11 protein-coding genes and 2 pseudogenes are annotated in these 15,364 nt (G+C 41.4%); 4 read left to right on the plus strand and 9 right to left on the minus strand.

Features of this window, described 5'->3' with window-relative positions:
• Positions 1-33: 33 nt before the first annotated feature.
• Entirely contained in the window at positions 34-1,401 is a 1,368-nt protein-coding gene (locus CDC33_RS02875; protein WP_109007215.1) for an NAD-dependent succinate-semialdehyde dehydrogenase, read from the minus strand.
• Between the two features lie 227 nt (positions 1,402-1,628).
• Here CDC33_RS02875 and CDC33_RS02880 point away from each other — a divergent pair, with 227 nt between their 5' ends.
• A complete protein-coding gene (locus tag CDC33_RS02880; RefSeq protein WP_109007216.1) occupies positions 1,629-2,252 on the plus strand; it encodes a Uma2 family endonuclease in 624 nt (207 codons plus the stop codon).
• A gap of 92 nt (positions 2,253-2,344) precedes the next feature.
• Here CDC33_RS02880 and CDC33_RS02885 read toward each other — a convergent pair whose 3' ends face one another.
• Entirely contained in the window at positions 2,345-3,994 is a 1,650-nt protein-coding gene (locus tag CDC33_RS02885) for an adenylate/guanylate cyclase domain-containing protein (protein ID WP_109007217.1), read from the minus strand.
• A 445-nt stretch (positions 3,995-4,439) separates the two neighbouring features.
• Here CDC33_RS02885 and CDC33_RS02890 point away from each other — a divergent pair, with 445 nt between their 5' ends.
• Positions 4,440-5,924: a VanZ family protein gene (locus CDC33_RS02890; protein WP_109007218.1), complete on the plus strand. Its 1,485-nt coding sequence runs from the start codon at positions 4,440-4,442 to the stop codon at positions 5,922-5,924.
• Between the two features lie 27 nt (positions 5,925-5,951).
• Here the strand turns inward: CDC33_RS02890 and ylqF are convergent, their stop codons facing one another.
• The 3 genes and pseudogenes from ylqF to CDC33_RS41865 form a co-directional block, all read right to left on the minus strand.
• On the minus strand, positions 5,952-6,833 hold the full coding sequence (ylqF, locus tag CDC33_RS02895) for a ribosome biogenesis GTPase YlqF (protein WP_109007219.1): 882 nt from the start codon (positions 6,831-6,833) through the stop codon (positions 5,952-5,954).
• 31 nt (positions 6,834-6,864) lie between these two features.
• Positions 6,865-7,248: a VOC family protein gene (locus CDC33_RS02900; RefSeq protein ID WP_109007220.1), complete on the minus strand. Its 384-nt coding sequence runs from the start codon at positions 7,246-7,248 to the stop codon at positions 6,865-6,867.
• Positions 7,249-7,306: 58 nt separating this feature from the next.
• Positions 7,307-7,543, minus strand: a pseudogene (locus tag CDC33_RS41865) (IS982 family transposase); the annotation flags it as partial.
• A gap of 223 nt (positions 7,544-7,766) precedes the next feature.
• Between CDC33_RS41865 and CDC33_RS40150 the strand changes: the two are divergent.
• A pseudogene (locus CDC33_RS40150) lies at positions 7,767-8,327 on the plus strand (hypothetical protein); the annotation flags it as partial.
• Here CDC33_RS40150 and CDC33_RS02915 read toward each other — a convergent pair.
• The 4 genes from CDC33_RS02915 to CDC33_RS02930 form a co-directional block, all read right to left on the minus strand.
• Positions 8,209-8,967 carry a class II aldolase/adducin family protein gene (locus CDC33_RS02915; protein ID WP_244919117.1) on the minus strand — a complete coding sequence of 253 codons (759 nt, stop codon included), beginning with the start codon at positions 8,965-8,967 and terminating at the stop codon, positions 8,209-8,211. The pseudogene CDC33_RS40150 and the gene CDC33_RS02915 sit on opposite strands and share 119 nt — an antisense overlap.
• Positions 8,954-9,625 (minus strand): cysteine dioxygenase family protein, encoded by a 672-nt coding sequence (locus tag CDC33_RS02920; protein ID WP_109007221.1) that lies wholly within the window; start codon positions 9,623-9,625, stop codon positions 8,954-8,956. The genes CDC33_RS02915 and CDC33_RS02920 overlap by 14 nt, the downstream gene beginning before the upstream one ends.
• A gap of 156 nt (positions 9,626-9,781) precedes the next feature.
• A complete protein-coding gene (locus CDC33_RS02925; protein ID WP_244919118.1) occupies positions 9,782-10,108 on the minus strand; it encodes an RRXRR domain-containing protein in 327 nt (108 codons plus the stop codon).
• A gap of 385 nt (positions 10,109-10,493) precedes the next feature.
• Positions 10,494-12,848 (minus strand): di-heme oxidoredictase family protein, encoded by a 2,355-nt coding sequence (locus CDC33_RS02930; RefSeq protein WP_109007222.1) that lies wholly within the window; start codon positions 12,846-12,848, stop codon positions 10,494-10,496.
• A gap of 911 nt (positions 12,849-13,759) precedes the next feature.
• Between CDC33_RS02930 and CDC33_RS02935 the strand changes: the two genes are divergently transcribed.
• Complete coding sequence (locus CDC33_RS02935; RefSeq protein ID WP_109012416.1) at positions 13,760-15,259, plus strand: multicopper oxidase family protein; 1,500 nt, start codon at positions 13,760-13,762, stop codon at positions 15,257-15,259.
• Positions 15,260-15,364 lie beyond the last annotated feature (105 nt).

The following is a 15,364-nucleotide window of genomic DNA, read 5'->3' on the forward strand; positions in this document are numbered from 1 at the left end:
CCTAATACCCAGTCCCCAGTCCCTAATTCCTAATCATTTAACCCAAACGGTTTTAAGATTGACAAACTCATGTATACCTTGGATACTCAATTCTCTGCCATATCCAGAACGCTTGATGCCACCAAAGGGCAATCTGGGATCAGATTTGACCATACCGTTGATAAACACGGCACCGGCTTCGATTTTCTCAACCAAGCGATCGCTCTCTTGGTTGTTGGTTGTCCAAGCACTTGCACCTAATCCAAAGGGGATGTCATTAGCAAGTTTAATGGCAGCATCGATATCTGGAACCCGGAATAACAAGGCTACCGGGCCAAAGAATTCTTCTTTGGCAATTGGTGCTTCAGGCGGGATATCTATGATAATCGTTGGTGGATAAAAGTTTCCAGAACGATCTGATAAAGGATGTCCACCAGTGAGGACTTTACCACCGCTTTTTGTGGCAGCTTGCACTTGTTGATCTAAATCCTGGAGAATACCAGGGGTTGCGAGTGGGCCTAAGTCGGTATCTGGTTGCATGGGATCGCCTACTTTGAGCGCCTCAAATTTTTCTAAAAGTAATTTTTCAAATTTGTCTGCGATCGCTTCTGCGACAATAAAACGTTTCGCTGCAATACATGATTGCCCGTTATTCAACATCCGTGCTGTAGTAGCTGTGACAACTGCTGTCTCTAAGTCAGCACTTTCTAACACAATAAACGGGTCACTTCCTCCTAATTCCAAAACTGTTTTTTTGATTTGTTTCCCGGCGGCGGCGGCGAGGGATGCACCTGCTGGTTCGCTTCCGGTCAATGTGGCAGCTTTTACGCGGTCATCAGCCATCAAATCGGCGACTTTAGCAGCGCCTATTAATAGAGTTTGAAACGCACCTTCAGGAAAACCTGCTCGTCGGATAATATTTTCAATTGCCAAGGCGCATTGCGGCACATTGGAAGCATGTTTGAGTAAGCCGACATTTCCCGCCATGAGGGCTGGTGCAGCAAAGCGAAATACTTGCCAAAAGGGGAAATTCCACGGCATCACCGCGAGAATCGCACCCATTGGTTGATAACGTATAAAACTCTGGCTGGCATCCGTTTTTACACTGACATCAGCCAAAAAACCAGGGGCGTGTTCGGCATAGTAGCGACAGACGACGGCGCATTTTTCGACTTCCGCGATCGCAGCTTTAAATGGCTTACCCATTTCTAGAGTCATCAACTTCGCAAATTCTGCTTTGTCTTGCTCTAAAATATCAGCAGCTTTTTGAAGAGCGTGCGATCGCTCAGAAAAACTTGTCTGACGATACTTTTCAAAAGTCTGATTAGCTAAATCGAGTTTAGCGTTAATTTCTGCATCATTGAGTGGCTCAAAGGTTTTGAGCGTTTCCCCAGTGGCGGGATTAATGGTGGCGATCGCCATTACCTGACCTCCCGTTAAAAAATAGCTTGAAGTAGGCTTCCTAATGTTATACATATAAATTTAGGAAGCTACTACCCAAATTCTAGTCTTTTAGCTAAGAATTAGCTGCCCAGTATTACAATTTCGCAACTTTAATTGAATTAAAGTATACCAATCAGTAAGTATTAATATTGATGAATTAAGTCCAATTAAAGTTGTTATAATTTGCACAATTGAGGAATCAAGCTATGACTCAAGTCTTACGCAAAGTAGTTACATTCGATGAATTCGTTGCTAAATATCCAGATAACACAGGGCAACGTTACGAACTATATGATGGAGTAGTAGTAGAAATGCCCCAACCAACAGGCGACCATGAAGAGATTATTGTATTTTTATCTACAAAAATCACTTTAGAATATAGTCGCCTCGGACTGCGGTATGGTATACCAAAAACAGTATTAGTTAAACCACTTGAAAACGAATCAGCTTATTCGCCAGATTTACTGCTCCTAAATCTTACTAATTTAGTTAATGAACCTCGGTGGAAAAAAGAATCAACTGTTACTCAAGCAGCATCAATTCCTTTAGTAATTGAGGTGGTGAGTACAAACTGGCGTGATGATTATCTGAAAAAATATGCTGACTATGAAGAAATGGGAATTTCTGAATACTGGATTGTAGATTATGGTGCATTAGGCGGTAGAGAATTTATTGGCAAACCAAAACAACCTACTTTTTTGGTTTGCTGTTTAGAAGAAGGTGAGTATCGCATTAGTAAGTTTCGAGGAGATGACCGAATCCAGTCGCCAACTTTTCCAGAGTTGAATTTGACCGCAGAGCAAATTTTTCGTGCTGGCACGGTCAGCTAAATTCGCCTATTCCACAATAAATAGTTAGATATTATTTATTTGAAAGTTCTTAACGTCATTCATAATTAGCAATTTTTCCCTATCCCCTATTCCTAAAGATTCATAAATGGAGTAATAATTGTTGGCATTGGCTGCAATTTTGTCTGATAAATCTTAACCAATCGCTCAATACCTTTGAAACGATAATCTCCCATTTCCTCAAAGTCTGAAGGCAGTGAAAGCATTTTATGAGTGGCTTCACTAATCACACATTCACTAGGAGGACAAACTGCTTCCATACGAGCAGCAAGATTAATCGTCGCGCCTAACGCTGTATAATCTACCCTTTGGGAACTACCGACATCTCCTACAACAGCCTTACCACTATTAATCGCAATACGTAATTGAAGGGGTTCGTGCCAAAAACCATTAGCATTAAGATGTTCGAGACGAGTGAGCATTCCCTTGGCTGCATTAACAGCGCGATCGGCGTGATCTGGTTGCGGTTCTGGAGCGCCAAAAAATGCCATAATACAATCGCCAATATACTTATCTAAAGTACCGCCCCAAGTAAACACTTCTTTTAGCATTTCTTCAAATAAATTATTTAATAATTGAGCGATCGCAGTTGGTGTTAACTGTTCAGAAATTGCTGTAAAACCAACCAAATCTGCAAACAAAATACTAATTTCGCTCTCCGTGGGAGCTAAACGACCACCCGGTAATCCACCTACAGAAATCAACTGCTGCACAACTGCTGGAGAATGATAACGTTCTAACCGGTGACGAATCATTTCTTCAGTTTTGAGTTTCTCTACCAGTAGCCAACGCTGGACGCTAGAAGCCACAATGTTTGCTAAAGCTGAAAAAAAGCTGAGTTCTTCTTCGCCTTCATTTGCCCAATGATAAGAAGAAAGATTGGCATCGGCATACAATACGCCCACAACTTTATTCTCATCCCATAAAGGCACTGCCATCGCGCTGCGAATGCCTTTAACTAAAATACTCTGTTCACTAGCAAACCGTTCGTCCTGCTGGGTATCGGCTGTTTGAATAACAACTTTTTCGTCAAACACCTTTTGACAGATACTACGACTGATCCAACTTCCATCAGAGGGGAGATGTTTTTGTTGGGAAATATTTCTAGTAGCAGCATTGACTAATTCTAATTGACCACAACCATTAACATCAATTAATAATGCCAAACGCTCGATACTATCAAGGTAACGAAAAACCACTTGCTGCACCTGAGAAAAAATCTCTTCTATAGACGCCGCCGCACAAAGATTTTTAGCTATGTCCACTAAGTCTTTGAGACGGGCAATGGTTTTGTCTTTATTATTGATGTTGCCATCTTTGCTATCGGCTGCGATCCATTGCTGTTGTAATTGTTCGACATTGTGAAGGATTGTTCTTTGTTCATTAATGTCCGAAGTTCCAGGATGCCCTGTAGGTTGGGAAACAGGGCTTGTGAGCAGCACTACCAGGCTAACATTGCCCAGCCAAACGATATCGCCGTGATGTAACTCTTGGGGAAAGTTAACAAGATATTTATTTACTTGCGTCCCGTTTTTGCTACCCATATCCTCAATAGTCCACACCCCGTCAGCCGTTTTAACCAAGCGGGCATGGTTGCGAGATACTCCAGCAAAAGGTAAGTACAGGTTACATTCCGGCAAACGGCCAATTGTGAATATATCTTGATCAACTGCGATCGTTGTCTCGGTATCTCCCTCTTGTAGGCGTAGCGTCAGTTCAGTCATGAGTGTGATCCATCGAAGCTAGAGGTGCAAGCAACTCTAAGGTAAGTTATACACTACAGGTTAACCTTCACCTTTTCTTTATGACACTGCTAACTGCATTCCGACAACTGCATGTGACAGATGTTACATTGAAAGAGGCAATTTTGTTGGAGATTCGGTTTAGAGTGGGTTTGAATCTCTTTGTCAAGTAGAGCCAGCAAATTTTCAATTTTGTTAATAATTCATACGTAGCACGGAAAAGTAAGAAAAAATTTTAGTTACTTACTCTCAACAATCATTGATATAGCAACGGACAGGAAGCTTAGGACAATAATAAAGTTACAATGCACGCTTGTTGAAAGTGTCTACCACCGACTTGTTATAACGGCTTTGTCCACTACTATATATTGAAACTAACTAACTTTACTGCTATCCATTACTAGTCATAGTAATAACACAATAACTTATGAATAGATTCCCGATTTCTGCTCAAACATTTAATCGACTGATTGTCATTATCAGCATTGTATCAGTACTATTAGCTACACTTTATCCATTTAATTTTTCCATCCCAGACAGTTTTTCCCTACCAGAATTTTTTGCTAATTTTAACAATGCTAGTAATTTTCAAGACCAGGTAAATAATTTTTTGCTGTTTATGCCGTTAGGGTTTGGCTTCACTAGACTCTTGCAGAAAAGAAGGATAAAAACAGGAGTGCAAGTTTTCATAGTTACTTTGGTGAGTGCTGGCTTATCGTTTACAGTTGAAGTATTGCAAATATTTCTACCTTCAAGAATGCCTACTCCATCAGATATTATAAACAATAGTATTGGTGGATTTCTTGGTTTTATTTGTTTTTATCTATGGAATAGTCAAAGCTTTAAACAAACTGTTGCACAGATAGAAAACAGTAAAGCTAGCCGTTCAATTAAACAGATAATAGTATTTTGTATTGGATATATATTTTTGACATTCTTGATTTCGCTGTTGTGGCAAAATACGATAAATTTGAGTAATTGGGATGCAAGTTATCCCCTACTGATTGGTAACGAGCAGACGAGAGATAGACCTTGGCAAGGATACATGTCTGAAGTTTATATTGCTGATCGAGCCATCTCAAAAAATGAAATAGCGCAAGGATTAGCTGATTCCAGTTACTTAAATAATCTTGGTAATTCACTAATAGCTAATTATCAATTTAAAGGAAAATGTTGCTATAAAGAACAGACTGGACAATTGCCAGAGCTATTGTGGCAAGGACAGCCTTCAGATGCACAGGAAGGTAAAGGTGTTTTTTTGAGTTCTAGTCACTGGCTACAAACAGCTACTCCTGTTAAAACTCTTAGCCAAAGAATTAGTAAAACATCTGAATTTACACTCAGCACTACCCTGGCTACTACCAACTTAGAGCAGTTTGGTCCCGCCCGCATTATTTCGATTTCCGGCACTTCTCTACGTCGCAATTTGACACTGGGACAGCAGGGAAATAACTTAGATTTTCGATTACGAACGCCGATAACTGGAGAGAATGGAGCAGACTTTACACTGAATATACCTAATATTTTTACAGATACTAACCCTCACCACATAATTATCACTTATTCCAAAGCAACCCTCCAAGTATATGTAGATAATTTACATAATTTGTACTCTTTGAATTTATTGGAATTAATGCCTAAAAATCAGAGGATTTTTTACTATGCACTAACTTTTATTCCTCTAGGGTTTGGCTTAACGATATTGACTCTTCTAGCAAAAAGAAGATTGATCCTTTCTAATTTCTTGATTTATGGGGGAATATTAATACCTTCTCTAATATTGGAAGGTATTTTAGTGAGTGAAAGCGGGAAAAACCTTAGTCTAAAAACCTTGTTACTCGGTATGTTATTTACAGGAGGAACTATGGTGATTTTAAGGGTGCGGGCTGCTCAATTAAAAATGAGAAGTTAACAATGTTTTATTTTCTGCCACCCTTATTTAATTAGGCGGTAATTCCAAACTCATTTCACCTAACAAACCCTTACGAAAATCTGTTAAAAGTTGCCTTGCAGCTCGCTCTATATCACCTTTGTAACGATGCTCCGCTAAGGCGTGCAAATAGGTATCTCCGGTGTCTGATGTCGAATCGAGTTGGTAACGGGACTCTAATGGTTTTTTTGGTAATAAATCTGCGGCTACAGCTTCCAAATAATTGAGTAAATCCACTAGAGCTGCTGCTACTAGCTGGTTATCGTAAGATGCTTCACCAATATCATCACAAATGGCTAATTTCAATGCTGCATCTTGGTCTTCTAATCTTAAAGGGATGACACCAGGAGCATCTAGCAATTCCAAATGTTCGGAAATTCGCACCCAGCGCAGTTGGCGCGTCACCCCAGGACGGGCTGCACTTTCTACTACTCGCCGTCCTAATAGGCGGTTAATCAAAGCTGATTTGCCGACATTGGGAAAACCAATCACCACAGCCCGCACTGGACGGGGTAACATCCCGCGATCGCTTCTTCTTTTATTGAGTTCTACTCCAGCAGCTTGCGCTGCCCGCGCTACTTCTGCTATACCTTTACCATGTTGAGCGTTGGTAAAATAAGGGACTTCCCCTTGACGTTTAAACCAATCTATCCAGAGCGATCGCATTTGCGGCGTTATCATATCTACTCGGTTAAGTATCAACACCCGTGTCTTACCCTCCACCCACTCACCTATTTGCGGATGATGAGTTGCTAAGGGAATCCGCGCGTCTCGTACCTCAAACACCACATCTACGCGTTTGAGCTGTTCTTTGAGCTTCCTTTCAGCTTTCGCAATGTGACCCGGATACCATTGAATCAGGTTTAATCTATAGTTTTGAGTTATAGCCATAGTCAATTACCAAATAAATTATTATCACTTATTAATTATCATTCACTGGGGCTTGATGTAAAATTATCCGATTGCCATCAGGATCATAGGCATAAATTTCTCTGCCGTGGGAAGCAATGCAAATGTCTCCTGGTGGGGGATAGCCCAAAGCTGTTAGGTGAGCGATCGCATCTTCTAAGTTACTCACCTCTATGCACAAACTTATCTTACTTTTGGCAATAGCTTCAAATTCCGATTCGTTTGTCTTCTTTGGTTTAAAAATACCTAAATGCATACTAACCAAATTAAACTCAGCATAGACATTCGGAATCAAAATAATTGGCTTTTGCTCCAGTAACTTAGTATAGAAATTCACTAAATTATCGCAATTAACCGATGCTATGGTGACAAATGCGTTAGTGTACTGGAAAACCATGTTTGCCTTTCGCCTTTTTAACTTTTAAGTTACATAGCATAGGCAGGCAAAATGTCAAGCTTATATAGCCCCTGAATTGTTCTGATTGAATTAACCTAACATTAAAAATCCGAATATTGTCACACATTGGTACGGGGAATGAGTCTAAAATATATTCCGTATTTTCATCCAATTGTTTCAGTATCATTCCTACTTGATGAAACAAGTCGTTGATTAACATTGATAAATTATGTAATCTCCGATTGAATCGTGACTTTTCTAACATTATTCGTGTCAGTTTATGGTCTTTCATATAGTCAGGGCGGCCGCATCATGTCAATAAGCAAAGTTTATTCTCAACAGAGGCAAAAATAATGTCATTAAGTCTTGCTTATTGCGAAAATTTTAGGCGTAGGCGTAGCCCGTCGTAGACATCGCTTTGGAGCTTAAAAAATAATCAAGCGCGAAAGGAAAGATTTTTTCGTTGGTTCTTAACCTTCGTTGTGATCAAGAATAATTTAGATGCGTTTGCCCTGAAGCCAGAACACTTTTATACTGATGGCGGTAAAGATTTTCGCTCAAACCATTTGCAACAGATAGGTGTGCAGTTGGGGTTTGTTTGTCATTTACGCGATCGCCCATCCGAAGGTGGTATTGTTGAGGGTCCATTTAAAACTCTAAACACAGAATTATTCTCAACTTTAGAAGGATATACAGGTTCAAACGTTCAAGAACGACCAGAGGAAGTGGAGAAAGAAGCTTGCTTAACATTGCAGCAGTTAGAGCAAATATTGGTTGCTTACATCGTTCATAACTATAATCATCGAATGGGTAAACCAACTTCTACTCCAACCTTACGTTGGGTGTTTCAATGTTTTATGTCTATTCATTTGGTTACGATCGCCCAAATTAAACAAATTGCCAATTTAACGCATGAAAGACAATGGATTCTCCAGTTTTTTGGTGCTCCTAAACACAACACTAATTTAGCAAATCAGGTTCTTCGCGCACAATTCTGTCGTAAAGGGGCTGGAAGCCGAACCACCCACTTGTATGTGACCCCACTTGAGTTTGTGTTAAACGGGCTGTTTCGTGTTTGATAATAGTAGGTCTACCCGCAGCTTCTGCTAGTAGTTGGGCTTGGCACGATCGCTCTAAGTTAATGTACCAATAGGCAGCTTCATCTACTGTATGTCCTACAGTTAAAATGCTATGGTTACGCAGGATTATAGCTTTATTTGACCCCAAGGCTTGCGCCAATCGCTGACCTTCAGAAATTTCTAAAACCACACCTGTAAAGTCATCAAATAGGGCATGGTCTTCATAAAAAGCACAGGAATCTTGAGTCAAGGGGTCAAGAAGCCGACCTAAACTAGACCAAGCTTTACCATAAAGTGAATGGGCATGAGCCGCCGCGATTACATCAGGTCGAGCTTCATGAATCTGAGAATGGATGGCGAAAGCAGCTCGATTCACTTCAGCATCACCCTTAACCACTTCACCTTCTCTGTTAACTAACAGCAGGTCAGAAACTCGGATATGACCGAAGTATGTTCCTAATGGATTCACCCAAAAATGGTCTGTAAATTCTGGATCACGAGCTGTAATATGGCCGGCGATTCCCTCGCTGAAACCAAATTTACCAAATAGGCGAAAGGCGGCAGCTAGGCGTTGTTTGCGGTGCAGGCGTTCGTCTTCAACTCGCTCGAATACGGGGGGTTGTGGTCTAGCGTAGGGCATGTTCTTTTTCTTCTTCTTCTTTGCAGGGAGCGTTAGAATATCCAGAGCGAAAGGATTTAACGCTATGAGATTCTGGGATGAACTGGTGACGCAAGATGCAACCAGTATCATTACCCAAAATATGAATAGATACAGATGCGCTCTGGGATGTAGTTTTGACAGCGTGGATATCACCATCTGGGGGTAACAGACGATAGATATCCCCTGATTGAAGCAATCGCACTTCAGTTATTTGTAATTGTGCATGTCCTTCAGCATCGCCGTTATCTATACGGCGATAGACTGTTTCTTCTTGATTGCCTTTGTATAAACCAATTAATCCCCAGGCCAAATGGTCGTGGACAGGAGTTGTTGAACCTGGGGGAATTACCAAACTAAAGATTGACAGGGAACGGTCTTTAGCGCGATAAAGTAGCCACTGACCAATACCACCGCCCATTTTGCTTTCGGGATTGGCTTGGGCAAACTTTTGGGGTAGCCATTCCTGTTGGGCAAGCAGTTCTTGAAAATAGGGTTCTAGTTTAGCGAGAGTTTGGGTGCGATCGTCAACAGTAATAGCGCTAATTTCACGCACTGTTGCTACAAAGGATCGTAGTTCCTGGCTCTCAATAAACCATTGGTCTTCTGGCAATGGTTCTAAGATGATGTGGTTTGTCATCTATATTCCTCCATTTGGGAGGCGACTAAGATTAATACCAATTTTTTTATCTTTGCTGACAATAGTACTAGTACCGCAAGGCAGAAGTCACGCATTCAAAAGTCAAAAGTAAAAAGTATTATGGAATCAGCTTTTTAAGGATTTTAAATGGTTGCTCTATTTCCGTCGTGGCGTACTAGTAGTTTTAATACCAGGATGAATTTTGAAGCCAAGTTGCTCAAGTTTAAGATGAGAAAGGGATTCCTTCAGAATTATAGTAAAGGGATATCGCTGAAATACGGTAGCTTTACCTTGTGACAATAGCAGCCTAGCACGGCTGATACGTACTGGATATAACGGTTGTTGGTTGGCATTAAGAATGAATACTTTACTCATATAATTGTGAATTATGGGACAAATAGTAGCAGCAACATCTATCCTTCTTAGTAGAATCTTTTGCTCTGTGTCGCGCCAGTTGCTACCCTGCCTTAATGCTAAGAGCATAGCAAGATCCCCGTAGGGGTACAAGTCAAGGAATTGCAAGGGCACACTGGCTTCTTTATGTCTGGAAAGGTTCGTTTTTTAATAAAAGAAGATAAGAATGAGAGTTTAGACGTAAACTCCTGCACTTTTATCTTTACCGCTCATTAGAGATTTCCTTGAATATTGTTTTGGAAAGTCTCTTAGCTTGTGATATCAATTTCTTTAAATACGGTAAATTGGTCGGATAACCGTTCAACTAACTACAAGCAAAAATTATCACATCCAAATTTAAAAAGCAAGTCGATTGTCATAGTTCTCGGTGGGAGCATCAAAAAAAGGGACGTTCTTCAGAATGTCCCCTTAGTAAAATTCACAAACTATCCATATTAGAGATACTGGAAAGCCACTATAGTTCTTTCAAAAAATCAATTATCGCTTGTTGATCAGAAGGTTTTAGAGAACGGTAACGACCGATAACTTCACGTGCTTCACTCCGATGAGTTTTTGAAATAGCACTGCTATAAGGTGGACAAATGACATCTTCAGGTGATGAGCCATAGTTGATAACATTGCCAATTTTATTGAAGACTTTGCCACCCGGAGGAACAGGGCATCCTCCACCCGGCAGCTTAGAGGTCTTATAGTCATCGGGTGCAGGTAAGTCATGTAGCTCAATTGCTGCACGAAGTGCATCATCTACCGAACGAATAACCAACGGTGCATTGGTCACTTCGCTATTGGTAAACACAGTACCCGCAGGTGTTGTATCACGGGTGAGGGTACTCAAGTAGACGCTACCATCATGCAAGAATGGAGGGCCAACTTTACCAATTCCCATCAGAGGCGGTGTACGGAACTCTTCACCCTTAGCGGTTGCTTTCTGGTTTGAGAAGATATCATCAGTGAGGTTGCGGGGTAGATCATAGGTCTTAAAGTTCAATTGGTTACTACCGACAACCGTGGATCGGCTCACAAGGATTGGATCACGCGGAGTTGGTGCAAACCTTTCAGCATCAATGATGGGGCCTTTATGCAGAAGCAGATCCGAGAAAATTGGTGCCCAACGGTAACTGAGAATGTTTACAACGGATGCTGCATCAGCACCTAAGGATGGATCGCCAAAAGCAGGCGACCGACCAGTTCTTTGAACCGGAGTATGGCAACTTACACAACTGACCATGTGATCGCTCTGGTTAATGGCATTGGGATTACGACCATCGCCTCCGCTAGGCATACGACCGGGGATCATCCGGTTGGCAAAGGCAGTGAGATCAATGCCAAAAAGCTGCGCTCCCCGTTGAACGCTGGCTGCACGATTATAGCCAGAACGAGGTTGAGAGGGATTTTTGGAATTTAGCACGGCCAAGAGATTGGGGCCAAATTCAGGGGGAGCCGTTAGGCGTAAGAAATTGCGCTCACTGAATGGGGTGCTGAGGGGAAACTCAGGGTCGGTTACTAGATTTTTTTGGCAGTTCTTATTGTAGGGAGCAATTTTGGGATCAGCAATTTTGATCTCATTATTGTTAGCTAAGGTAGTAATGCCAAGCTCACCTTGCAAGCCCCCAATGATAAACTGTAGTATCTCTGCGCCATTGGCACGTAAGCCAAAACGCCCTACCCCAGAGATTAGAGCGTTGGGTTGGTCAGGTGGCGCATTGGCAGGAATCACATTAACCTTACCTGTGACACAATCACCCTTGCACTTGAATACAGCAGTTTTCAAAGACGATTTGCCGCCTATAGTGTCAGAGGGATCAGGAGCGTCGGTAATGTCCTGGTTTGGAATAGCCTCCATTAGTCCACGACCGATATAGGGGGGGCCAGCGCGTTCACCGACACCACGGCGAAATCCACTTGAACTCAGACCCGTAGTTGGATCAATCCTGCCGAGGTTTCGATCTTGGGCGATGCTTGGGATTGCATCTGGTTTGCAATCTATACTGCTATCGAAAGCTTTAAGTTCAGCGATCGGAGGACGTGTATGCTGCACAAAACCACCAAAATTCTGTGCGTTACCTGTGATGGGATTTTTAGTGCCATCCAGAGGATCGTAAGATTTCGTAGGATCGACTGCTTCAGCCGATGGTGAAAAGTCCCCGAAAATCGTAAAGGCTGCGGTTCGCCCGGTATTATTGATTGCATCTAAAGCTGGGTCGGACTTATTGACGATATTCAAATTAGCATAACCGTCTGGATTGACTGGATCTAAGCGAACACCAGCTGGTCTACCACCTTTGTTGGTGTCACCCGACGTATAACTGAAGTTGGTGGGGGTTGACCGTCCAGCTCGAGTGACGTTAGAGATACCCGTGACCAGCCCCAGCCCCGGAACTGACTCAAGGTTATTCAAGTGACAGCCTGCGCATCGAGTTTGGTTAGCCATCGAACCTGCACCTTCTCTAACAGTTTCTGGGGCAGTAAAAAACCACGCCCCTTCCACCAGTTTCTGGCGAGCTGATTGCGGAACAGAAGGATAGAGCAATCGATCTAACTGAGCCGTTGTCCTCAGGGGAGAAAGTCCCACGTCGCCATAGGTATCGCGGCGGAGACGCTCTGCTGGACGAAGGGGTTTATTGGGAGGCGCAACCACGAAGCCCGATTTAACTTCGGCTTCTCGCTGTGCAAGTAACGTGGCATTGTTGGGAATGTTGGTACGAAATTGACCAAAAACTTTGTGTGGGAAAACAAAAGAAATGAACACTGAAAGGCTAAGGGATAAACCCACTATCAACAAGACACTCAGAAGTTTAAGTCTTCGCATTACGTTTTTCAGCCTTATTCAAGATTGAGTAAGACACGCTGAAAATCACAAATCTCATATTTGGATTTTTAGCCTGTCTCGCTATTAAGCATGAAAACTGATTAAGCTATTGATACCAATGCTCAAACCTTAATTTTGCAAAACCTAAGGGGAATTACATACAATTTACAACAATACTAAAGTCAACCTATTTAGTCTAAATATTTCTACATAAGATTAGCGCAGCGATACGAAGTCTAATTCTGGGCCTCTACAGGTATAAAATCAGTACCAAAAATCCTTAACTGAACCTTATTTTTATATACTACATACTACAGCAGTACCCTACATGTTTTTTGATCTAGGTAATGCACAGATGCAAGCGCCATCCCATCCAGCAACAGATGACGTAATAGTTATATACAAGTGAAGGAAAAACATGAAATATAATGCTTGTAATTAGCAATTAACTATACTAAACAAAAAGATTAAATGGTTTAACAATGTAGATAATTTTGCTATTTATAATTATTTAAAAAATGAAGAAATAGCGTACAAATTTTTTATTGACTTAAAAACTTACTAAAAAAATGTTAATTTTTCTAAACTTAAAAAAGAAGTATAAATTCAAAAAGTAAAGCAAAAATCAAGTCATTTGTAGCCTTGTAGAGTTTAATTTAATTACTAATTGGTTGACTTTTTGGAAATATATTTGTAAATTTAACAAACAAACAGAAATGTACATTCATATAAAGAATCCTATGCAAATGATAAAAAATTATTTGTAAAAAGCTGAGACGACCTATTTACCTTAATACATAAGATGATGTGTTTGTCCAGTACATAAATTTTAGTAATTCAAACTTTTTCAAATCTACTGATTGCTAGAACCATTCAGGCCAATTTCGCAATACACCAATAAAGAAATAAAAGTGATAAAAATAACTAGACGAGAAGCCCTGAAGCTAGGAGCGCTTACAGGTGGTTCTTTGCTGATTCCTATAGGCTTGCTATCTCGTGGACAAGCAGCTACTGCTGGTAGTCCTCAGCCTACTCGTTTTAGTGTTAAACTTCCCATACCGCCAGTACTTAAACCAGTGCGGAGTAATGCGACCACAGATTACTACCAGATCACGATGAAAAAAGCTCTGGTCAATATTTTGCCTGGGCTAACAACGCAGATATGGGCGTATAACGGTATTGCTCCTGGCCCTACAATTAAGCAACGTCAAGGGCGACAATCAATTATTCGCTTTATCAATAATAGTGTCGATACACCAACATCAGTTCACTTGCATGGGATGGCATCTTTACCGCAGTACGATGGCTATGCTGAAGATTTGACACGACCGGGTTTCTACAAAGATTACGTCTATCCGAACAAACGCGCGGCTACGTTATGGTATCACGACCACGCTATTCATAATACTGCGCGTAATATTTATATGGGTTTGGCAGGTATGTACATTGTTCAAGATGACTTTGAGCTTGGACTACCCTTACCCAAAGGTAAATACGACGTACCACTATTTATTCAAGATAAGCAGTTTACTAATACTGGCAGGTTAGTCTTTAATACCCAAGGTGAAATTAGTCAATATGGTGATGTTATTTTGGTCAATGGTGCGCCTTGGCCGCGTATGGAGGTAGATACCTGTAAATACCGTTTCCGGATCTTGAATGGTTCGATTTCGCGCTCTTATAATCTTGCCCTGAGCAATGGCGATGATTTTATTATGATTGGCACTGATGCCGGATTAATGAGCGCATCGGTTAAAGCCAAAAATTTCCGGTTGGCGCCAGCAGAACGTTACGAATTCATTATTGACTTTTCTAAATACCCAATCGGCTCTCAGGTAGTGCTGCGAAATCTCGGACTTCCTAACAACACGAATTACGACGGTACGAATCAAATTATGCGCTTTGATGTTGTGCGCCGTGAACCAGATAATAGCTCTATTCCCTCCAGGTTACGTACAATCCAGCCTATCCCCGAATCTTCAGCAGTGCGAACCAGAGAATTTAAGTATGAGCGTTCTAATAATCTGTGGGTGATCAATGGCAAAGCCTGGAATAACACCCGAATTGATGCTAATCCTCGATTAGGCGATGTTGAAATCTGGAAATTGTCTAACCCATCAGGTCGTGCGTTTCATCCTATTCACCTTCACCTAATTGATTGCCAAATGCTTGACCGTAATGGTAGACCACCTCTTCCTTACGAGCGTGGGTTGAAAGATGTCTTTTATGTTGGGGAAAATGAAACCATACGAGTAATTGGTAAGTTTGGCCCTAATACAGGTAAATATATGTCACACTGCCACAATGCGGTTCACGAAGACCACGATATGATGAATCAGTTTGAAGTGGGACAGGGCGGACGCTCACCTTTTGCAGTTGCAGCAAAGCCACTTCCAGCTCCACCTTTATAGGCATTAACGTTTAGAGATAAGGCAGGGGGCAGGGGGCAGGGGAAGCAGGGGGAGCTGGGGAGGCAAAAAAAATTGTATCAATTCTTTCGTGAAATGGTATGAGTA

Origin of the sequence: Nostoc commune NIES-4072 (assembly GCF_003113895.1) — a bacterium.
Lineage (GTDB): Bacteria > Cyanobacteriota > Cyanobacteriia > Cyanobacteriales > Nostocaceae > Nostoc > Nostoc commune.